The sequence below is a fragment of the Pseudomonas sp. genome, assembly GCF_049300855.1.
Lineage (GTDB): Bacteria > Pseudomonadota > Gammaproteobacteria > Pseudomonadales > Pseudomonadaceae > Aquipseudomonas.
This window is the reverse complement of sequence record NZ_JBAQKH010000016.1, coordinates 348,710-368,935: the sequence shown is the minus strand read 5'-3', so window position 1 is coordinate 368,935 and position 20,226 is coordinate 348,710. Positions and strand designations below refer to the sequence as shown.

18 protein-coding genes are annotated in these 20,226 nt (G+C 60.4%); 7 read left to right on the top strand and 11 right to left on the bottom strand.

All coding sequences use genetic code 11. The features are described 5' to 3' along the window. A complete protein-coding gene (locus WA225_RS06780; protein ID WP_422607337.1) occupies positions 1 to 1,320 on the top strand; it encodes an LLM class flavin-dependent oxidoreductase in 1,320 nt (439 codons plus the stop codon). A 110-nt stretch (positions 1,321 to 1,430) separates the two neighbouring features. After that, entirely contained in the window at positions 1,431 to 2,468 is a 1,038-nt protein-coding gene (gene mgrA, locus WA225_RS06775) for an L-glyceraldehyde 3-phosphate reductase (RefSeq protein WP_016983660.1), read from the top strand. A 160-nt stretch (positions 2,469 to 2,628) separates the two neighbouring features. Here the strand turns inward: mgrA and tauD are convergent, their stop codons facing one another. The 7 genes from tauD to WA225_RS06740 form a co-directional block, all read right to left on the bottom strand. After that, on the bottom strand, positions 2,629 to 3,468 hold the full coding sequence (gene tauD, locus WA225_RS06770; RefSeq protein WP_122605775.1) for a taurine dioxygenase: 840 nt from the start codon (positions 3,466 to 3,468) through the stop codon (positions 2,629 to 2,631). A 56-nt stretch (positions 3,469 to 3,524) separates the two neighbouring features. Beyond that, positions 3,525 to 4,364, bottom strand: a complete 840-nt coding sequence (gene tauC, locus WA225_RS06765) for a taurine ABC transporter permease TauC (RefSeq protein WP_158829996.1) — start codon at positions 4,362 to 4,364, stop codon at positions 3,525 to 3,527. Continuing rightward, positions 4,361 to 5,155 carry a taurine ABC transporter ATP-binding subunit gene (tauB, locus tag WA225_RS06760; RefSeq protein WP_422607336.1) on the bottom strand — a complete coding sequence of 265 codons (795 nt, stop codon included), beginning with the start codon at positions 5,153 to 5,155 and terminating at the stop codon, positions 4,361 to 4,363. Before tauB ends, tauC begins: the two co-directional genes overlap by 4 nt. Positions 5,156 to 5,171: 16 nt before the next feature. Continuing rightward, the gene (gene tauA, locus WA225_RS06755) at positions 5,172 to 6,149 is read right to left on the bottom strand and encodes a taurine ABC transporter substrate-binding protein (RefSeq protein WP_422607335.1); all 978 of its coding nucleotides are present in this window, start codon (positions 6,147 to 6,149) and stop codon (positions 5,172 to 5,174) included. A 342-nt stretch (positions 6,150 to 6,491) separates the two neighbouring features. Further along, entirely contained in the window at positions 6,492 to 8,075 is a 1,584-nt protein-coding gene (gene gshA / locus WA225_RS06750) for a glutamate--cysteine ligase (protein WP_422607334.1), read from the bottom strand. A gap of 270 nt (positions 8,076 to 8,345) precedes the next feature. Further along, on the bottom strand, positions 8,346 to 8,729 hold the full coding sequence (locus tag WA225_RS06745; RefSeq protein WP_135294745.1) for a PaaI family thioesterase: 384 nt from the start codon (positions 8,727 to 8,729) through the stop codon (positions 8,346 to 8,348). Further along, on the bottom strand, positions 8,729 to 11,053 hold the full coding sequence (locus tag WA225_RS06740; RefSeq protein WP_064116977.1) for a Tex family protein: 2,325 nt from the start codon (positions 11,051 to 11,053) through the stop codon (positions 8,729 to 8,731). The genes WA225_RS06745 and WA225_RS06740 overlap by 1 nt, the downstream gene beginning before the upstream one ends. A 358-nt stretch (positions 11,054 to 11,411) precedes the next feature. Between WA225_RS06740 and ompR the strand changes: the two genes are divergently transcribed. Both ompR and WA225_RS06730 read left to right on the top strand, forming a co-directional pair. Further along, the gene (gene ompR, locus WA225_RS06735) at positions 11,412 to 12,152 is read left to right on the top strand and encodes a two-component system response regulator OmpR (protein WP_008080479.1); all 741 of its coding nucleotides are present in this window, start codon (positions 11,412 to 11,414) and stop codon (positions 12,150 to 12,152) included. 114 nt (positions 12,153 to 12,266) lie between these two features. Further along, positions 12,267 to 13,580, top strand: a complete 1,314-nt coding sequence (locus tag WA225_RS06730) for an ATP-binding protein (RefSeq protein WP_064116978.1) — start codon at positions 12,267 to 12,269, stop codon at positions 13,578 to 13,580. 215 nt (positions 13,581 to 13,795) lie between these two features. Here WA225_RS06730 and rimK read toward each other — a convergent pair whose 3' ends face one another. The 3 genes from rimK to WA225_RS06715 all read right to left on the bottom strand — a co-directional run bounded on the left by rimK (position 13,796) and on the right by WA225_RS06715 (position 15,972). Further along, complete coding sequence (gene rimK, locus WA225_RS06725) at positions 13,796 to 14,701, bottom strand: 30S ribosomal protein S6--L-glutamate ligase (RefSeq protein WP_007949201.1); 906 nt, start codon at positions 14,699 to 14,701, stop codon at positions 13,796 to 13,798. Next, a complete protein-coding gene (locus WA225_RS06720) occupies positions 14,698 to 15,117 on the bottom strand; it encodes an ATP-dependent zinc protease (protein WP_422607442.1) in 420 nt (139 codons plus the stop codon). Before WA225_RS06720 ends, rimK begins: the two co-directional genes overlap by 4 nt. Before the next feature lie 75 nt (positions 15,118 to 15,192). Further along, positions 15,193 to 15,972 carry an EAL domain-containing protein gene (locus tag WA225_RS06715; protein ID WP_422607441.1) on the bottom strand — a complete coding sequence of 260 codons (780 nt, stop codon included), beginning with the start codon at positions 15,970 to 15,972 and terminating at the stop codon, positions 15,193 to 15,195. 116 nt (positions 15,973 to 16,088) lie between these two features. On the opposite strand from WA225_RS06715, the gene WA225_RS06710 reads away from it, so the two are divergent. Next, on the top strand, positions 16,089 to 16,496 hold the full coding sequence (locus WA225_RS06710; protein WP_242209883.1) for an RNA-binding S4 domain-containing protein: 408 nt from the start codon (positions 16,089 to 16,091) through the stop codon (positions 16,494 to 16,496). A gap of 121 nt (positions 16,497 to 16,617) precedes the next feature. On the opposite strand, the gene WA225_RS06705 is transcribed toward WA225_RS06710, so the two are convergent. Continuing rightward, positions 16,618 to 17,418 carry a phosphatase PAP2 family protein gene (locus WA225_RS06705; RefSeq protein WP_422607333.1) on the bottom strand — a complete coding sequence of 267 codons (801 nt, stop codon included), beginning with the start codon at positions 17,416 to 17,418 and terminating at the stop codon, positions 16,618 to 16,620. Positions 17,419 to 17,523: 105 nt separating this feature from the next. On the opposite strand from WA225_RS06705, the gene hslO reads away from it, so the two are divergent. Together hslO and WA225_RS06695 are read left to right on the top strand one after the other, a co-directional pair. Beyond that, the gene (gene hslO / locus WA225_RS06700) at positions 17,524 to 18,426 is read left to right on the top strand and encodes an Hsp33 family molecular chaperone HslO (protein WP_422607332.1); all 903 of its coding nucleotides are present in this window, start codon (positions 17,524 to 17,526) and stop codon (positions 18,424 to 18,426) included. Positions 18,427 to 18,607: 181 nt separating this feature from the next. Beyond that, positions 18,608 to 20,149 (top strand): phosphoenolpyruvate carboxykinase, encoded by a 1,542-nt coding sequence (locus WA225_RS06695; protein WP_008080486.1) that lies wholly within the window; start codon positions 18,608 to 18,610, stop codon positions 20,147 to 20,149. Positions 20,150 to 20,226 lie beyond the last annotated feature (77 nt).

The following is a 20,226-nucleotide window of genomic DNA, read 5'->3' as shown; positions in this document are numbered from 1 at the left end:
ATGAGCAGACAGTTGAAACTCGGCGCGTTTCTCATGGCCACCGGGCACCATGTGGCGGCGTGGCGTCATGCGGATGTGCCGGCGAATGCGGGACTGGATTTCGCTCATTACAAGCGGCTGGCGCAGATCGCCGAGGCGGCAAAATTTGATGCGTTGTTTGTCGCCGACAGCGTCGCCGCGCCAACTCAGGACATCGCCAGTCGCATGGCGCGTTCCGATCACTTTGAACCGTTGACGTTGCTCTCGGCACTGAGTGCAGTAACCGAGCACATCGGCCTGATCGCCACGGCGACCACCAGTTACAACGAGCCGTATCACGTGGCGCGCAAATTTGCTTCGCTCGATCACCTGTCGGGTGGCCGCGCGGGGTGGAATCTGGTGACCTCGGACAATGCTTCCGAGGCGCTGAATTTTGGTCGAGACGAACATATCGGCCACGCCGAACGCTACAGTCGTGCGCGCGAGTTTCATCAGGTGGTCACCGGGCTTTGGGACAGCTGGGAGGACGATGCCTTCCTTCGCGATAAGGCCAGTGGGGCGTATTACGACCCTGCGAAACTGCACGTGCTGAACCACGTCGGCGAGCACTTCCGGGTCAAAGGCCCGCTGAACGTTGCGCGCTCGCCGCAGGGGCAACCGGTGATCGTCCAGGCCGGATCCTCCGAGACCGGGCGCGAATTGGCGGCGCAGACGGCTGAAGTGGTGTTCACCGCGCAGACCTCGCTGGCCAATGCTCAGGCGTTCTACGCTGATCTCAAAGGGCGCTTGGCGAAATACGGGCGCAGCGCCGATTCGCTGAAAATCATGCCGGGTGTTTTTGTTGTGGTTGGCGACACCGAAGCCCAAGCGCAGGAAAAATGTGAAACGTTTCAGCAATTAGTCGAACCCGAGGTTGGCGTCGCCTTGCTTGGGCGTATGCTGGGCAACTTCGATTTGTCGAAGTACCCGCTGGACGGGCCGTTACCGGAGTTGCCGCTGACCGAAAGCGGTCAGCAGAGCCGGCAGAAATTGCTCACGGAATTGGCGGGTCGGGAGAACCTGAGCCTTGCCGAACTCGGTCGCAAGATTGCCGGCGGGCGCGGGCATTACAGCCTGGTCGGTACGCCGGAGCAGATCGCTGATCGCTTGCAGGAATGGTTCGAACAGGGCGCGGCGGACGGCTTCAACGTGCTGGTACCGCACCTGCCGGGCGGGCTCGAGGACTTCGCCAATGGCGTGGTCCCGGAACTGCAACGGCGCGGGCTGTTCAGAACGGAGTATGAGGGCCGGACCTTGCGCGAGAACCTTGGCCTGTCCCGACCCGGCAATCGATTTGTGTAACACCCTTCGCGAGCAAGCTCGCTCCCACAGGGAAATGCATTCCAAAGGTGGGAGCGAGCTTGCTCGCGAAGCAGTCGACACCCATTTCAAGACAGACAAGAGAGGATTCGATGACTTACACCGCTGCCGAAAACCGCTATGACTCCATCCCTTACCGCCGCGTCGGGCGCAGCGGTCTGGTGTTGCCAGCGCTGTCGCTGGGCCTGTGGCACAACTTCGGTGACAGCACGCCGATCGACACCCAGCGCGCCCTGCTGCGCACCGCGTTCGACCTGGGCATCAACCACTTCGACCTGGCCAACAACTACGGCCCGCCGTACGGCAGCGCCGAGATCAATTTCGGTCGCCTGCTGCGTGAAGACTTCAAGCAATACCGCGATGAACTGATCATCTCCAGCAAGGCCGGTTGGGACATGTGGCCCGGCCCTTACGGTCAGGGCGGCGGCTCGCGCAAATACGTGCTGGCCAGCCTCGACCAGAGCCTGCAACGCCTGGGCCTGGACTATGTGGATATCTTCTATTCGCACCGCTTCGATCCGGACACCCCATTGGAAGAAACCGCCAGCGCCCTCGCCACCGCCGTGCAGCAGGGCAAGGCGTTGTACATCGGCATCTCGTCGTACTCCGGGGTGAAAACCCGGGAAATGGCGGCGCTGCTGAAAGAGTGGAAAGTGCCGCTGCTGATCCATCAACCGGCGTACAACCTGCTCAATCGCTGGGTGGAAAAAGATCTGCTCGATACCACCGATGAACTCGGCACGGGCGTGATTGCTTTCACTCCATTGGCGCAAGGTCTGCTCACCGACAAATACCTCAACGGCGTGCCGGCGGATGCGCGGGTCAATCGTCCGGGCGGTGGTTCGTTGCAGGCTTCGCACTTGTCCGAGGCCAACATTGCTCACGTGCGCGCATTGAACGAGATCGCCAAGCGTCGTGGTCAGAGTCTGGCGCAACTGGCGCTGGCGTGGACGCTGCGCGATCCACGGGTGACGTCGGCGCTGATTGGTGCGAGCCGGCCGGAGCAGATTATCGAGAACGTCGGGGCGTTGAAGAATTTGAGCTTCAGTGCTGAAGAGTTGGCGGAGATCGACCGGTTTGCCCAGGAGGGCGGGATCAATCTTTGGGAGAAGCCTTCGACGGCGGAGTGAGCCTCTCGAAGCTGATCGTTCCCACGCTCCGCGTGGGAATGCATCCACGGACGCTCCGCGTTCGGCTTTAGATGGGACGCAGAGCGTCCCGGGCGGCATTCCCACGCAGAGCGTGGGAACGATCAAGGTAGGAGCTGCCGCAGGCTGCGATCTTTTGATCCTAAAAAAACGGCACATCCCCCAACACCGTCGCCCGCTGCATCACCCGCCGCGCCGGCCGATAATCATCCACCGCGTAATGCTGGGTCACGCGGTTATCCCAGAACGCAATATCGTCCTGCTGCCAACGCCAGCGAATGGTGAATTCCGGCCGCGTCGCATGGGCGAACAAAAACTTCAGAATCGCCTCGCTTTCGGTTTCCGACAGCTCATTGATCTTCGACGTAAACCCTTCATTGACGAACAACGAACGCCGGCCACTGACCGGATGCGTACGAATCACCGGGTGTGACAGCGGTGGATTCTTGCGTCGTGCTTCTTCCCACTGCGCCAATGCTTCTGGCGTGTTGCCGTAGCGTTCCAGCGGAAACGAGCGAGTGAAATCGTGGGTCGCGGTCAGCCCTTCGAGCAAGCCTTTCAGCGGCGCCGACAGCGCTTCATACGCGGCAATGCCGCTGGCCCACAACGTATCGCCACCAAACTCTGGCAGCAACTTGGCGCTGAGTACCGCGCCCATCGCCGGGGTCGGCAGGAAGGTCACGTCGGTGTGCCAGATCGCATTGTCACGCACGTCGGTGACGGCGGTGTCGAGGATCAGCACTTCCGGTTGTTCCGGCACGTTCGGGTAGATCGGGTGAATGTGCAGGTCACCAAAGTACGCAGCGAAACGCGCCTGTTGCGGCGGCTCGATCGGCTGGTTGCGGAAGAACAGCACTTGGTATTTGAGCAGCGCTTGCTCGATCGCGTCGCGGTGTTCCAGGCTCAATGGCTGGCTGATGTCGACGCCGCTGATTTGTGCGCCGAGGGCTGAGCTTAAAGGGGTGATGTTCAGGCTGCTCATGGTCTTTCTCTTCAATTCTTGGGCCGCGATGTGTCGGGGTAGTCAGTGCTGAAAAATCAATGGGCCTGGCCGTGCCATGGCACCAGTTTGCGCTGCAGGGCGCGCAGGCCCATTTCCATGGCGAAGGCGATCAGGGCGATGACCAGAATCCCCAGCACCACCACGTCGGTGACCAGGAACTGCGCAGCCGACTGCACCATAAAACCCAAACCGCTAGTGGCCGCGATCAGTTCCGCCGCAACCAAGGTCGACCAACCCACGCCCAGACCAATACGCACACCCGTGAGAATGTCCGGCAGAGCGCTCGGCAAAATTACATGACGAATCAGCTGCAAACGCGTCGCGCCCAGCGACTGCGCAGCACGCAATTTCGCCGGATCAACCGTGCGCACACCGGTGGCAGTGGCAATGGCAATCGGCGCGAAAATCGCCAGATAAATCAGCAGCACTTTCGACAATTCGCCGATGCCGCACCAGATCACGATCAGTGGCAGATACGCCAGCGGTGGAATCGGGCGGTAGAACTCGATCAGCGGATCGAGCACGCCACGGGCGATGCGGTTGGCACCGATGGCGATACCCACCGGCACAGCGGTCAGAATCGCAAAACCGAGGCCCAGACCGATGCGGCTCAGGCTCGCGCCCAAGTGCTGCCACAACGTCGAATCCATGTAACCGGTAGTCGCCAGTAGCCAACCTTTTTGCAGTACGGCGGACGGTGGCGGCAAGAACAGTGGTTCGATCAAACCAGTGGCAGTCACCGCCCACCAGATCGCCAACAAGGCGAACAGCGTCAGCAAGCTGATCCAGCGCGTGCTGAGGCTGCGGCGCACGGGAATCACCACCGATGCGCTGACCGGTTTAACCGCAGCCGAAGAAACGTCGTAACTGCTCATGCGCGCTCCTGCCGTTGCCCGGCGGTGCGTTGCGAGAATACTTTGCTCAGCACGTGTTCGCGGGTTTCGATAAAGCGCGGATCGGATTTGATCGCGCGGGCGGACTCGCCAGCGGCGTAACGCTGACCAAAATCCAGCTGCAGACGTTCAACGATCTGCCCCGGATTCGGCGCGAGCAGAATCAGGTCGGTGGCGAGGAACACCGCTTCTTCAATGTCGTGGGTAATCAGGAACACCGGCTTGGCGGTGCGCTGCCAGACTTGCAGCAACAGCTCCTGCATCTGTTCGCGGGTAAACGCGTCGAGGGCGCCGAAGGGTTCGTCCATCAGCAATACACGCGGGTCAGCGGCGAGGGCGCGGGCGAGGCCGACGCGCTGTTTCTGGCCACCGGACAGTTGCCAGATTCGGCGACTTTCGAAACCGGAAAGATCAACCAGCGCGAGCATTTCGCGGGCGATCTTTTCGCGTTTGTCCCTGGCGACACCGGCCAGTTCCAGACCGAACGCAATGTTGGCCAACACGTCCTGCCAAGGCAGCAAAGCATCGTCCTGGAACACTACGCCCCGCTCGGCGCTCGGGCCTTTGACCGGCACGCCGTCGAGGGTGATGCGCCCGGCGCTCGGTTCGACGAAACCGGCAATCAGGTTCAACAGCGAAGTCTTGCCACTGCCGGACGGGCCGAGGGCGACCAGCAATTGCTGAGGCCCCAGGGTCAGTGAAATATCCGCCAGCACCGGTGTCGGGCTGCCCGGGTACTGTGCGCTGATGCGCTCCAGCTGTAGCAAGGCCATCGCGGTTAACTCCCGATCAGTTGGTGATGAATTTGGCGCTGACGTACGGCGCGTAGTCCGGCAGAACGGCTTCGACCTTGCCTTGCTCCTTGAGGAACGCGGCGGTATCGGTGATGGCTTTGGTGGTCGGCGCGCCGAGGCTGACGACCTGGTCAGCCGCCAGCGGGTAGACGTTGCCTTGCAGCAGCAGCGGAATGTCGCTGGCCTTGGCGCCGGAGAGTTTCACCAGCTTGTCGACGTTGGATTGGTCGGCGAGCCAGGCTTTCGGGTCTTTGCGGTAATCGGCGTAGGCGTCGAGGGTGACCTTGGCGAACGCGGTGACGATTTCCGGGTGCTTCTCGGCGAAGTCTTTGCGCACGATCCACGCATCAAAGGTCGGCGCGCCGAACTTGGCCAGCTCGCCGGAGGTGATCAGCACTTTGCCGTTTTCCTTGGCCACGCCGAGTGCCGGATCCCACACGTAGGTGGCGTCGATGTCACCGCGTTTCCACGCCGCAATAATCGCTGGCGGCGCGAGGTTGAGCACGGTGACTTTCGACGGGTCGATGTTCCAGTGCTTCAGCGCCGCGAGCAGGCTGTAGTGACCGGTGGACACGAACGGCACGGCGATTTTCTTGCCGATCAGATCTTGTGGGGTCTTGATGCCGGAACCGTCGCGTGCGACCAGGGCTTCGGCGGCGCCGATCTGCGTGGCGATGAGGAAGGTTTCCACCGGAACCTTGCGGGTGATCGCGGCGGTCAGGGGGCTCGAACCGAGGTAGCCGATCTGCACATCACCGGAAGCGATGGCGGCGATGATGTCGGCGCCGTTGTCGAACTTGCGCCAGGCGATATCGGCTTGGGTGGCTTTTTCGTAAGCGCCGTCGGCCTGGGCGACTTTCGCCGGGTCAACGGTGGTTTGGTAGGCGACGGTGAGGTCGGCGGCCTGAGCCAGAAAACTCGCGGCAGCCAGAGAGGCTACGGCGAGCAGGCGAAGCGGGAAATTCAGTTTCATTGAAAAGCTCCATATCAGGCGACCGAGCGTCGGCGTGAAAGGAGACTAAATGATCTAAGAATCGGTAAATAAATAACTTTTTCGAATGAGCTTATGAGCGGAAAAATCTAAGCGGGGGAGTTTGTGGGCGTTTCGGATTTATTCGTTCGACGTTAGATCTTTGCCCCCTCACCCCAGCCCTCCCGAAACGTCGGACCGCCCCCAAGGGGGCGAGGGGAAAGGGAGCCGATCGCTGTGCTTTTCAAGGCCTGAGTTCGGCTCGGTATTGCAGGTCGGCGTACTTCGCATCAACAGCGCGGTCAGTCCCCTCTCCCTCCGGGAGAGGGCTAGGGTGAGGGGCTTTTAGTTGCTGATAGCGAGAATACTCGCCTGATACGACCCGACAAACACATCAAAATCCCCCACTTCGTTCTGCTCCAGCTCAGCCTGCGCAGCCAGCGACGAACGCGCCAACTCCTCAAACTTCGCCTGCTCATCCGCCGCCAATGGCTCGCTGCGGAAAAACTCCGCATGCGCCTGACTCTGACGCAGCGAGAACTGCGCAAAGCTTTCCTTGTGCTCAGCCATCGCCGCCAACACTTGCGCGGACGGTGTCAGGGACGGATCACTGACCTTGGCCAGTTGCGCGTCCAGCGCCTTGCTGTGCGCATCGCCGCCATGGCTCTGATCCAGCAACGCCGCCAGCGGAGCGATTTGCTCGAGCAGTTCGGCCGCCCAGGTCTTCATCTCCACCGATTCACCGTCACGCTGCAATTGCAGACCCGGACGCCGACCTTCCTTGACCACGCTGAGGAAGTTCGACGTGGCGTTGCCGCACGAGGTATTGGTCAGCAACGGGCTGTCGTTGAGCGCGCAGAACAGCAGGAACGCGTCGAGGAAACGCGACTCGGTGAGGTCGATGCCCATCGGCAGGAACGGGTTGATGTCCAGGCAACGCACCTCGACGTACTGAATGCCTCGGGCGACCAGCGCCTGAATCGGCCGCTCGCCGGTGTAGGTCACGCGTTTCGGGCGGATGTTGGAGTAGTACTCGTTTTCGATCTGCAGGATGTTGGTGTTGAGCTGTACCCACTCACCATCCTTGTGCGTGCCGACTTCAACGTAAGGCGCGTACGGCGTGGCCACGGCTTTGCGCAGGCTGTCGGTGTAGCTCGCCAGATCGTTGTAGCACGGCGTCAGACCGGCCTGGGCGTTGCTCTGGTAACCGAGGTCGCTCATGCGCAGGCTGGTGGCGTACGGCAGATACAGGGTGTCCGGGTCGAGTTGTTCCAGTTGATGCGAACGACCACGGAGGAAACCGGCGTCCAGTGCAGGCGACGCACCGAACAAGTACATCAACAGCCAGCTGTAGCGGCGGAAATTACGGATCAGTGCGATGTAGGAGAACGACTGAAAGTCGCGATCCGTGCCGACAAAACCTTCGGTCTCGCGCAGCAGTGGCCAGAGCTTTTCCGGCAGGGAGAAGTTGTAGTGAATCCCGGCGATGCACTGCATGGTCTTGCCGTAGCGCAGGGCCAGGCCCTTGCGATAGACGTACTTGAGCTGACCGATGTTGGAGGTGCCGTAATAGGCGATCGGGATGTCTTCCTCGGCCGGCAACGGGCACGGCATCGATGGACTCCACAGGTACTCGTTGCCGAGTTTGCTGTAGGCAAAACGGTGAATCTTGTCCAGGCTCGCCAGCGTATCAGCCGGGTCGGGCAGGGCCGGTGTGATAAATTCCAGCAGCGACTCGGAATAGTCGGTGGTGATTTGTTCGTTGGTCAGCGCGGAACCCAAGGCTTCGGGGTGCGGCGTTTGCGCCAGGCGACCTTCGCTGGTCACGCGCAGGCATTCACGTTCGATACCGTGCAGGCACTGCTCGAGCAGAGAGAGGTTAGCGCGCTCGCCGAGCAGAGCCAGGCGGCGGTTGAGAAGTTCGCTCAATTTGGATTCCTTCACGCGTCAGTCGCCCCAATATGGGGGTGGGCAGGACGGTCTACAAGGGTGAAGTTGAAACTGGCGTTATCGCCTGGTTTTGTAGCGGCAGGCCATTTGCCGGTCAGTCAGGAACTGCACAATCCCTGTGGGAGCGAGCTTGCTCGCGAAGAGGGATTATCAGCCAACATTTCGGTTGCCTGACACACCGCCTTCGCGAGCAAGCTCGCTCCCACAAGGTTCGTTGCGCCGAAATTAACTCAAATTGATGACCACAAGCTACAGGACAGCGAACGTGCCTTGTGCTTTTGCGACCAGTTTGTCGCCCTGCATCACGTCGGCTTCGACCACCAGCGTGCGGCGGCCCGGGTGAATAACCCGTGCCGTGCACAGCACCTCGCCATCGGCAACGGCGCGGATATAGTTGATCTTGCACTCGATGGTCGCGCTCTGCTGATCGAAGCCGTGGGTGCTGGAACAAGCCAGCCCCATGGCAATGTCGACCAGACTGAACAGCGCGCCGCCGTGCAACTTGCCGCCGCGATTGCGCAGTTGCGGTTCCAGCACCAGGGCGACTTGCGCCACCCCGGTTTCCAGGCTGTGCAGGCGGCAGCCCAACAGCTTGAAAAACGCGCTCTCGACGAGCCCGGCCGGAATCTCCATCAACGTTTCTTCAACTGCTTGGCGTTGGCGAACAGCGAGGCCATTGCGTTGTTGACTGGTGCGGCGGTGGCGGTTTCCTTGCGCGGTGCGTTGTTCGAAGGCTGGCGTTGCGCCGAGCCGGGACGCGAACCACGCGCGCCGTCGATTTTCTCGCCCGGGGTGTCGCCCATGCGCATCGACAGGCCGACGCGTTTGCGCGGGATGTCGACTTCCATGACCTTCACCTTGACCACGTCACCGGCCTTCACCGCTTCACGCGGATCCTTGATGAACTTCTCCGACAGCGCCGAGATGTGCACCAGACCGTCCTGATGCACGCCGATGTCGACGAATGCGCCGAACGCGGTCACGTTGGTGACGACGCCTTCAAGGATCATCCCCAGTTGCAGGTCTTTCAGATCTTCGACGCCTTCCTGGAACTCGGCCGTCTTGAACTCCGGACGCGGGTCGCGGCCCGGTTTTTCCAGCTCTTGCAGGATGTCGGTCACGGTTGGCAGGCCGAAGGTTTCGTCGGTGAATTTCTTCGGATCCAGACGCTTGAGGAAACTGGCGTCGCCGATCAGCGAGCGGATGTCACGGTCGGTTTCAGCGGCAATACGCTGCACCAGCGGATAGGCTTCCGGGTGAACGGCCGAGGAATCCAGTGGGTTGTCGCCGTTCATCACGCGCAAGAAACCAGCGGCCTGCTCGAAGGTTTTTTCGCCCAGACGTGCGACTTTCTTCAGTGCTGCGCGGGTTTTGAACGCGCCGTGCTCGTCGCGGTGAGCGACGATGTTTTGCGCCAATGTCGCGTTGAGGCCGGAGATCCGTGCCAACAGCGCCACCGAAGCGGTGTTCACATCAACGCCGACGGCGTTCACGCAGTCCTCGACCACAGCGTCCAGACCACGCGCCAGTTTCAGTTGTGAAACGTCGTGCTGGTACTGGCCGACACCAATGGATTTCGGATCGATTTTCACCAGCTCTGCCAGCGGATCCTGCAAGCGGCGGGCAATCGATACCGCGCCACGGATCGACACGTCGAGGTCCGGGAATTCCTTGGCCGCCAGTTCCGACGCCGAGTACACCGATGCGCCGGCCTCGGAAACCATGACCTTGGTCATTTTCATCGCTGGATATTTTTTGATCAGTTCGATCGCCAGTTTGTCGGTTTCGCGGCTGGCGGTGCCGTTGCCGATGGCGATCAGGTCAACCGAGTGCTTGGCGCACAGGGCGGCCAGAATGGCGATGGTCTGATCCCACTTGTTGTGTGGCACGTGCGGGTAGACCGTGGCGTGGTCGAGCATCTTGCCGGTCGAATCGACCACGGCAACCTTGCAACCGGTACGCAGGCCCGGGTCGAGACCGAGGGTTGCGCGCGGGCCGGCCGGTGCGGCCAGCAGCAGGTCGTGCAGGTTGTGGGCGAAGACGTTGATCGCTTCGGTTTCGGCGCCGTCACGCAGCTCGCCGAGCAGGTCGGTTTCCAGGTGCGTGTAGAGCTTGACCTTCCACGTCCAGCGCACCACTTCGCCGAGCCATTTGTCGGCCGGGCGGTTCTGGTTCTGGATGTTGAATTGCTGGCCGATCATGCCTTCGCACGGGTGCATGGTGCCCGGCAGCTCGTCGCCGACTTTCAGCGCAGAGCTGAGGATGCCTTCGTTGCGGCCACGGAAAATGGCGAGCGCGCGGTGCGACGGCATGCTTTTCAGCGGTTCGTCGTGTTCGAAGTAATCGCGGAACTTGGCGCCTTCCTCTTCTTTGCCGGCGATGACGCGGGCGCTGAGAGTGGCTTCCTGTTTCAGGTAGTTACGCAGTTTTTCCAGCAGGCTGGCGTCTTCGGCGAAACGTTCCATGAGGATGTATTTGGCGCCTTCCAGCGCAGCTTTCACATCGGCCACGCCTTTTTCGGCATCGACGAAACGTGCCGCTTCGGTTTCCGGGGCCAGGTTCGGGTCGTTGAACAGGCCGTCGGCCAGGTCGCCGAGGCCGGCTTCCAGGGCGATCTGGCCCTTGGTGCGACGCTTTTGTTTGTACGGCAGGTACAAGTCTTCGAGGCGGGTCTTGGTGTCGGCGAGTTTGATGTCGCGCTCGAGGGCAGGGGTGAGTTTGCCTTGCTCTTCGATGCTGGCGAGGATGCTGATGCGCCGTTCGTCGAGTTCTCGCAGGTAGCGCAGACGCTCTTCCAGATGACGCAACTGGGTGTCATCGAGGCTGCCGGTGACTTCTTTCCGGTAACGGGCGATGAAGGGAACGGTAGAGCCTTCATCGAGTAGCGCGACGGCCGCTTCGACCTGTTGTGGGCGTACACCGAGTTCCTCGGCGATGCGGCTGTTGATGCTGTCCATAAAACCACCTGACATATTGTGAAAGCAGGCTCTCAGGCACGCAAATAAAGGCCCGGAGTCTGGTTGAGCGGCGTGAAGATGGCCGCTGCCTGGGTCAAAAGGCAGCCCATTGACCCGTGAAATCGAACAATTACTGCGCTCGGCAGGAAAAAAAGCCTGCCACCTGCGGTAACGATTCAGACGTTGCCTGGCACAAAACGCCGCGCATTATAACCAGCGTTCTGTCATTCGGGGGCGTCGCAGTCTGTAGGCATAAACCCCGGTTTTCTGGCAGTGAAGGAAAAATCTGCTAACAATGCACACGGTGCGTATAACGGCAGCTACGCCATAATGCGCGCCGAGCTAAAAGGAGCATCCAATGAGCAGCACTGCACAAACTGCTGAAGGCGAAAAAATTCTCATCGTTGACGACGATCCGGGCCTAAGCAGCCTGCTGGAACGTTTTTTCGTCAGCAAGGGCTACCGCGCCCGTACCGTACCGAACACCGAGCAGATGGATCGTCTGCTGTCGCGTGAAGTCTTCAATCTGGTCGTCCTCGACCTGATGTTGCCTGGCGAAGACGGTCTGACCGCGTGCCGCCGTCTGCGGGCCGCGAACAACCAGATCCCGATCATCATGCTCACCGCCAAAGGCGATGAGATCAGCCGCATCAAGGGCCTGGAACTGGGCGCCGACGATTATCTGGCCAAGCCGTTCAACCCGGATGAACTGATGGCGCGGGTCAAAGCCGTTCTGCGTCGTCAAGCCGCACCGGTGCCGGGCGCCCCGGGCAGTGAAGACGAAAACGTCACTTTCGGTGATTACGTCCTGTCGCTGGCCACCCGCGAATTGAAACGCGGTGACGAAGTGCACATGCTCACCACCGGTGAGTTTGCGGTACTCAAGGCATTGGTGATGAACGCGCGTCAGCCACTGACCCGCGACAAACTGATGAACCTGGCCCGTGGCCGCGAGTGGGATGCCCTCGAGCGTTCCATCGACGTGCAGATCTCCCGTCTGCGCCGGATGATCGAACCCGATCCATCCAAGCCGCGCTACATCCAGACTGTCTGGGGCGTGGGCTACGTGTTCGTACCGGATGGCGCCGCCACCAAGTGATCGGCGATTTGTAGGAGCGGGTCTGTCGGGCCCGGGTTGAATGACCCGGCCCGCAGACTCGCAATCCGCAATATGCGAGCATTGCTCGCTCCTGCAAGTGTGTAGCGGTTATTGATGAAGACCCCTGTCTGGTTCCCCCAAAGTTTTTTCTCCCGCACCCTTTGGCTGGTGCTCATCGTCGTGCTGTTTTCCAAGGCGCTGACCCTGGTTTATCTGTTGATGAACGAGGACGTGCTGGTGGATCGCCAATACAGCCACGGCGTCGCCCTGACGCTGCGCGCCTATTGGGCTGCCGACGAAGAAAACCGCGCGAAGATCGCGGATGCCGCCACCCTGATCCGGGTCGTGGGCGCCGGTGTGCCGGAAGGCGAACAGCACTGGCCGTACAGCGAAATCTACCAGCGACAAATGCAGGCCGAACTGGGGGCCGACACCGAAGTGCGCCTGCGCATGCATTCGCCGCCAGCGCTGTGGGTGCGCGCGCCGAGCCTCGGTGATGGTTGGCTGAAAGTACCGTTGTATCCGCACCCGTTGCGCGGCCAGAAAATCTGGAACGTGCTCGGCTGGTTTCTTGCCATTGGTTTGTTGTCGACCGCGTCGGCGTGGATTTTCGTCAGTCAGCTCAATCAGCCGTTGAAACGTCTGGTGTATGCCGCGCGGCAACTCGGTCAGGGGCGCAGCGTACGACTGCCGATCAGCGACACACCGAGCGAAATGACCGAGGTGTATCGCGCCTTTAACCAGATGGCTGAAGACGTCGAGCAGGCCGGCCGCGAGCGCGAGTTGATGCTGGCCGGCGTGTCCCATGACTTGCGCACACCGTTGACCCGGCTGCGCCTGTCGCTGGAACTGATGGGCGATCGCAACGACCTGACCGACGACATGGTGCGCGACATCGAAGACATGGACGCGATTCTCGACCAGTTCCTCGCGTTTATTCGCGACGGTCGTGACGAGTCGGTGGAAGAGGTCGATCTCAGCGACCTGGTGCGTGAAGTGGCGGCGCCGTACAACCAGAACGAAGAGAAAGTGCGTTTGCGTCTGGAGCCGATCCAGCCGTTTCCGCTGCGTCGGGTGTCGATGAAGCGCTTGCTGAACAATCTGATCGGCAACGCTTTGAACCATGCGGGCGGGAGTGTTGAAGTCGCGGCTTATGTGTCCGGTGACGTCAGTGCGCCGTATGTGGTGCTGAGCGTGATGGACCGCGGCGCGGGGATTGATCCTTCGGAACTGGAGGCGATTTTCAACCCGTTCACCCGAGGCGATCGTGCCCGGGGCGGGAAGGGTACGGGGTTGGGTCTGGCGATCGTGAAGCGGATTGCTTCGATGCATGGTGGCAATGTTGAACTGCGCAATCGGTCCGGTGGTGGGCTGGAAGCACGGGTGAGGTTGCCGTTGGGGTTGATGTTGCCGCGGGATGCCGTTTAGATCAGCAGCCCCTCATCGGAACGCCGCCCGCCCAGCCCTCTCCCGGAGGGAGAGGGGGCCGACCGAGGTGTTTTGCGTCATACATCGACCCGAAATTCCAAGTCGATTATGGATTCGGCACTGCTAGATTAGGTCGGCGTTTCTCTTAAGCATCCCCCAATCAGTCCCCTCTCCCTTTGGGAGAGGGTTAGGGTGAGGGGCTCTTGCTCTTGGCTCTAGCCCTTGCCTTTGGTGCGGGTCATATTCGGCCCGCCATTCTTCTCAAGGTGCTCAATGATGATCCCCGCCACGTTCTTGCCCGTGGTGGTCTCGATCCCTTCCAGTCCCGGCGACGAGTTCACTTCCATCACCAGCGGCCCGTGATTGGAGCGCAGGATGTCCACACCCGCCACCGCCAGGCCCATGACCTTCGCCGCGCGCAATGCAGTCATGCGTTCTTCCGGGGTGATCTTGATCAGGCTGGCGCTGCCGCCGCGATGCAGGTTGGAGCGGAATTCACCCGGCTTGGCCTGACGCTTCATCGCCGCGATGACTTTGTCGCCGACCACGAAACAACGGATATCCGCACCACCGGCTTCCTTGATGTATTCCTGAACCATGATGTTCTGCTTCAGGCCCATGAAGGCCTCGATCACCGATTCGGCAGCGGTCGCGGTTTCGCACAGCACCACGCCGATGCCTTGGGTGCCTTCCAGCACCTTGATCACCAATGGCGCGCCGTTGACCATGTCGATCAGGTCGGGAATGTCGTCCGGCGAGTGAGCAAAACCGGTGACTGGCAGACCGATGCCGCGTCGCGACAGCAGTTGCAGCGAACGCAACTTGTCCCGCGAACGGGCGATGGCCACCGATTCGTTGAGCGGGAACACCCCCATCATTTCGAACTGGCGCAACACCGCGCAGCCATAAAACGTCACCGACGCACCGATCCGCGGAATCACCGCGTCGAAACCTTCCAGCGGTTTGCCGCGATAGTGGATCTGCGGCTTGTGGCTGGCGATGTTCATGTAGGCGCGCAAGGTATCGATCACTACCATTTCATGCCCGCGCTCGGTTCCGGCTTCGACCAGACGGCGGGTGGAATACAGACGCGGGTTCCGCGACAGCACAGCGATCTTCATGCAACACCTGTGGAGGAGGTAGATACCGGGAACACCGGCTTGTCTTGTACATATTTGATGCCCGGATTGACCACCAACTGGCCATCGATCAGGGCTTTGGAGCCGAGCAACAGGCGATAACGCATGGACTTGCGGCAGGCGAGGGTGAACTCGACCCGCCAGACCCGATCACCCAGAGCCAGGGTGGTGCTGATCACGTAGCGCACCTGTGCATGGCCGTTGGAGCTTTTAATGGTTTTGCGCGTCACCAGCGGCGCTTCGCAGCGGCGGTGACGCAGCTGCACCACCGTGCCCAGATGCGCCGTGAAGCGCACCCACTTCTCGCCGTCGCGTTCAAACGGTTCGATATCGGTGGCATGCAGGCTGGAGGTACTGGCACCGGTGTCGATCTTCGCCCGCAGGCCCGCGACTCCCAAATCCGGGAGCGCCACCCACTCGCGCAGACCGACAACGGTCAAATGGTCAAATGTCTTCAATTAAAAAACCAACGATTAACGCGCCCATGCCTCAGACGAAACCCGGGCCAGCGCTTTGAATGCAGGTTTGGCGAACCAGTAGCCCTGCATCAGAAATATTCCACAGTCCGCCAGGAAATCCCGTTCACCGGCGCTTTCAATGCCTTCGGCAATGACTGTAACGTCCAACTCCGCACAGATTGTGACAATCCCCCGGACGATCGCCTGACGAACACGGTCTTGATCGACATCGCGGATCAGCGCCATGTCGAGTTTGATCAGGTCCGGTTGGAAATCAGCCAGCAGATTGAGCCCCGAATAACCGGCACCGAAATCATCGATGGCGGTCTTGAAGCCGAATTCGCGGTATTCACGCAGAATATTGGTCAAATGGCGATAGTTATCTACGTGCTCGCTTTCCAGGGTTTCGAAAATCAGCCGGTCGAGAGGGAACTGGTGTTTTTTTGCCGCCTCGAGCGTACTGCGAATGCACAGCTCTGGACGATAGACGGCGTTGGGCATGAAGTTGATCGACAAGTGTGTCTGCATATTAAGATCGGCCGCGCCTTCGATGGCGCGGGTCCGGCAGAGTTGGTCGAAACGGTAGCGGTTTTCTTCTGTAACCTGATTCAACACCGTCAGTGCGCCTTCACCCTTCACACCGCGAACCAGCGCTTCATGGGCGAAAACCGACTGGTCGCGCAGATCGACGATGGGTTGATAGGCGAAGGAAAAATCGAAGCCCAGTGGTTCGCTTTGCTGACACCCTTGGCAACCGGCCTTGGGTGAGGTTAATGAAGACGGAAATTTAGTCACTCGATCACTCCATGCCGCTGAACCGGCCAAGATCACAGTCTATCTGGAGGGCCGAGTTCTTGCGCCTGACAGAAACGGTAGTACAGTTCCGACTACTGGCCGAACGAGGAATTCAAATGGCACAAAAAAGCGAAGAGGACGACAAGGTCCGTCTCGACAAGTGGCTGTGGGCTGCGCGCTTTTATAAGACCCGCGCCTTGGCCAAAGCGGCGATCGAGAGTGGCAAGGTGCATTGTCGCGGCGAACGCTGCAAGCCTGGCAAAGAGCCGCGCATTGGCGATGAGTTCGAGATTCGTACCGGGTTTGAAGTGCGTACGGTGAAAGTCGAGGCGTTGTCGATTGTGCGACGCGGGGCGCCCGAAGCACAGACGTTGTATGCAGAGACCGAGGTGAGTATCGCCAAGCGTGAGGCCGCAGCGGCGATGCGCAAGGCGGGCGCGTTGGGCGTGAGCACCGACGGCAAGCCGAGCAAGAAACAGCGGCGGGATTTGTTCAAGTTTCGCGGCAGCAGTAACGACGAATAATCGCGTTGTTGGTGCTGGCCTCTTCGCGAGCAGGCTCGCTCCCACAGGAGATTGCATTTCAATCTGGGAGCGAGCCTGCTTGCGAATCGAGGGCGCAGCCCTCGCCGAAGACAGCTCGGTATCAGGCGCTACGCACCACACTCATCCGCGACACCAGCGGCAACTTGCCCAGCAACGCGAAAATCGGTGCCGTCAGCTTCAGCCAGAAGTTCGCCGCATGGTAGGCAAACGGTGTGTAGTAACCCCAGCCCAACGCCAACACCGCCAGCAGTACGCCACCGATGTAATCGTCCTGTCCCCAATGCGCGCCGGCCACCAGGCGCGGCATCATAAACAGCAACGCCAGCCCCCAGATGATCACGAACTGCCCAACCGTGCGGCTGAACACGCCCATGAACAGCGCCCAGATCAGCAGCACCGAAGCATGGTCGCCCGGGAAGCTCTGGCTGGAACGATCTTTCAATTCCCAGGTTTTTTCCAGGTGCGGAAAGTAATCGCTGATATGCACCGCACCTTCCAGCACCATCGACGGGCTGCTGTGCTGCCAGTCCATGTGGTCGGCGAACTTGGAAAACAGCGCGCGAATCACCACCATCAACAGCAGGATCGAGAAAAAGCCGAAGAATGCGCGACGCACATCAATCGCCTTGAACACCCAGTCGCCCTTGATCAGCAATGCCAGCAGAATCAGCCCGACAACGATATCGAACGGGCGCAGACTTGCAATTGCCCAGGTGTGGAGCCATATCGGGTTGCTGGCCAGCGGTGCATTGAGCGAGCGGAACAGCCACTCGTCGAATATCACACACAGCGCGTTGCCCGTAGGCCATAACCAGAAAGCCAGTAGCGCTAATGGCACTACGTTGCACAGAACCAGCCGGCCGAGGTTCCACCTTGATTGGAACAAACCCGGATTGTTCATAAAATGCCTCCCATGGCAGAGCAGTCGGCACCAAAAAGAGTGCCAAGAAGCGCAAATTTTCACGCCTTGTAACCATTTTGTCACCACATTCAGATACCCAAAATTATGACCGACCTAGCGGATACCGATTTCACCCAACGTTTCATCTTCGATGACAGCGACACGCGCGGCGAACTGGTTGCGCTTGAGCGCAGCTACGCCGAGGTTCTCGCCAAGCACCCGTACCCGGAGCCGGTGGCGCAATTGCTCGGCGAATTGATGGCGGCCGCCTCGTTGCTGGTCGGCACGTTGAAGTTCGACGGCTTGCTGATTCTGCAGGCGCGTTCCGAAGGGCCGATTCCGCTGCTGATGATCGAATGCTCCAGCGAGCGCGATATCCGGGGTCTGGCGCGTTACCACGCCGAGCAGATCGCCGCGGACGCGACCCTTGCCGACCTGATGCCAAACGGCGTTCTGGCGCTGACTGTCGATCCGACTGTTGGGCAGCGCTACCAGGGCATCGTCGACCTTGATGGCGAAACCCTTTCCGATTGCTTCACCAACTACTTCGTCATGTCGCAACAGGTCGGCACGCGCTTCAAGCTGTTCGCCGACGGCCGCCGTGCCCGCGGGATGCTGCTGCAACAACTGCCGGCCGATCGCCTGAAGGACGAAGAAGAACGCGCCGCCAGTTGGCAGCACATCACCGCGCTGGCCAGCACCCTGACCGCCGATGAGTTGTTGAGCCTGGACAACGAAACCGTGCTGCATCGCCTTTACCATGAAGAGCAAGTGCGCCTGTTCGATGTGCAGAACCTGCGCTTCCGTTGCAGCTGCTCGCGTGAACGCTCGGGCAATGCGCTGGTCAGCCTGGGTCTGGAAGATGCGCAGGCGCTGGTGGCCGAACAGGGTGGCCAGGTCGAGATCGATTGCCAGTTCTGCAACCAGCGTTACCTGTTCGATGCCGCCGATATCGCTCAATTGTTCGCCGGCGCGGGCGTCGACACGCCGTCAGATACCCGGCACTAAAACGGTTCAGCGCAGGTAAATTCACTGCTCAACGACGGAATTACGCCGTTACGACGGGAGGGCCCTACTCTTTTTGGGCTTTTCTGGCATAATCCGGCCCACTTTTTTCGCGGTAGTAGTGCACGACTTTCTACTACAAAACGTTTGGAGCACACTCGGCCACTGGCCGACGGGGAACCTCATGACGCAAGCCAATAACGCCGTGTACACCGATCTGAGTGTTGATGATCTGGTAAAAGAAGCCCTGAACCGCGGTGAGGGCGAGCTTGCCGATACCGGCGCTCTGGTTGTTCGCACTGGTCACCGCACCGGTCGTTCGCCTGTTGACCGTTTCATCGTTGAAGAGCCTTCCACTCAGGCCGCTATTGCCTGGGGCCCGATCAACCGCAAGTTCCCGGCCGACAAGTTCGATGCCCTGTGGGCTCGCGTCGAGGCATTCAACAACGCGCAAGAGCACTTTGTGTCCCACGTGCATGTAGGCGCGGCGGAAGATCACTACCTGGCCGTGAAAATGACCACCCAGACTGCCTGGCAGAATCTGTTCGGTCGTTGCCTGTTCATCAACCCGGCCCAGTACAACCCGGCTGGCCGTGAAGAATGGCAAGTGCTCAACGTGGCCAACTTCGAGTGCGTGCCTGAGCGTGACGGCACCAACTCCGACGGTTGCGTGATTCTCAACTTCGCACAGAAGAAAGTCCTGATCGCTGGCATGCGTTACGCCGGTGAAATGAAGAAAGCCATGTTCTCCGTGCAGAACTTCCTGCTGCCGGCCGCTGACGTGCTGCCAATGCACTGCGCTGCCAACATCGGCGAAGAAGGCGACGTGACTCTGTTCTTCGGTCTGTCGGGCACCGGTAAAACCACCCTGTCGGCCGACGAAAGCCGTTACCTGATCGGTGACGACGAACACGGCTGGGGCGAAGGCGTGGTGTTCAACATCGAAGGCGGTTGCTATGCCAAGTGCATCGACCTCTCCGAGAAGAACGAGCCGGTTATCTGGAAAGCCATCAAGCACGGCGCAGTCCTGGAAAACGTCGTCATCGACGACGCCAAGCACGCCGACTACGCCGATGTCAGCCTGACCCAGAACAGCCGCGCCGCGTACCCGCTGGAGCACGTTGCCAAGCGTTCCGAGCAGAACCTGGGCGGCGAGCCAAACGCGGTAATCTTCCTGACCTGCGACCTGACCGGCGTCCTGCCGCCCGTGTCGATCCTCAACGAAGAACAAGCGGCCTACCACTTCCTGTCCGGCTACACCGCACTGGTGGGCTCGACTGAAATGGGTTCGGGCAGCGGCATCAAGTCGACCTTCTCCACCTGCTTCGGCGCGCCGTTCTTCCCGCGTCCGGCTGGCGAATACGCAGAGTTGCTGATCAAGCGCATCCGCGGCTTCGGCTCCAAGGTCTACCTGGTCAACACCGGCTGGACCGGCGGCGGCTACGGCGTCGGCAAACGCTTCAACATCCCGACCACCCGTGCAGTGATCGCAGCGATCCAGAGCGGCGCGCTGATCGGTGCAGCCACCGAACACCTCGACACCATCAACCTCGACGTGCCACTGGCCGTACCGGGCGTTGAAACCAACCTGCTCAACCCACGCAACACCTGGGCTGACAAGGCTGCGTACGACGAGGCGGCGAAAGCATTGGCCGGACTGTTCATCGAGAACTTCAAGAAGTTCGAAGTGAGCGACGCGATCAAGGCTGCAGGGCCGAAGTTGTAAGATTGGTTTGTTGCGAATGAAAAAGCCGCCCTTTGGGGCGGCTTTTTTGTGGGTAACCGATCCTAAGGCAAAGGCTT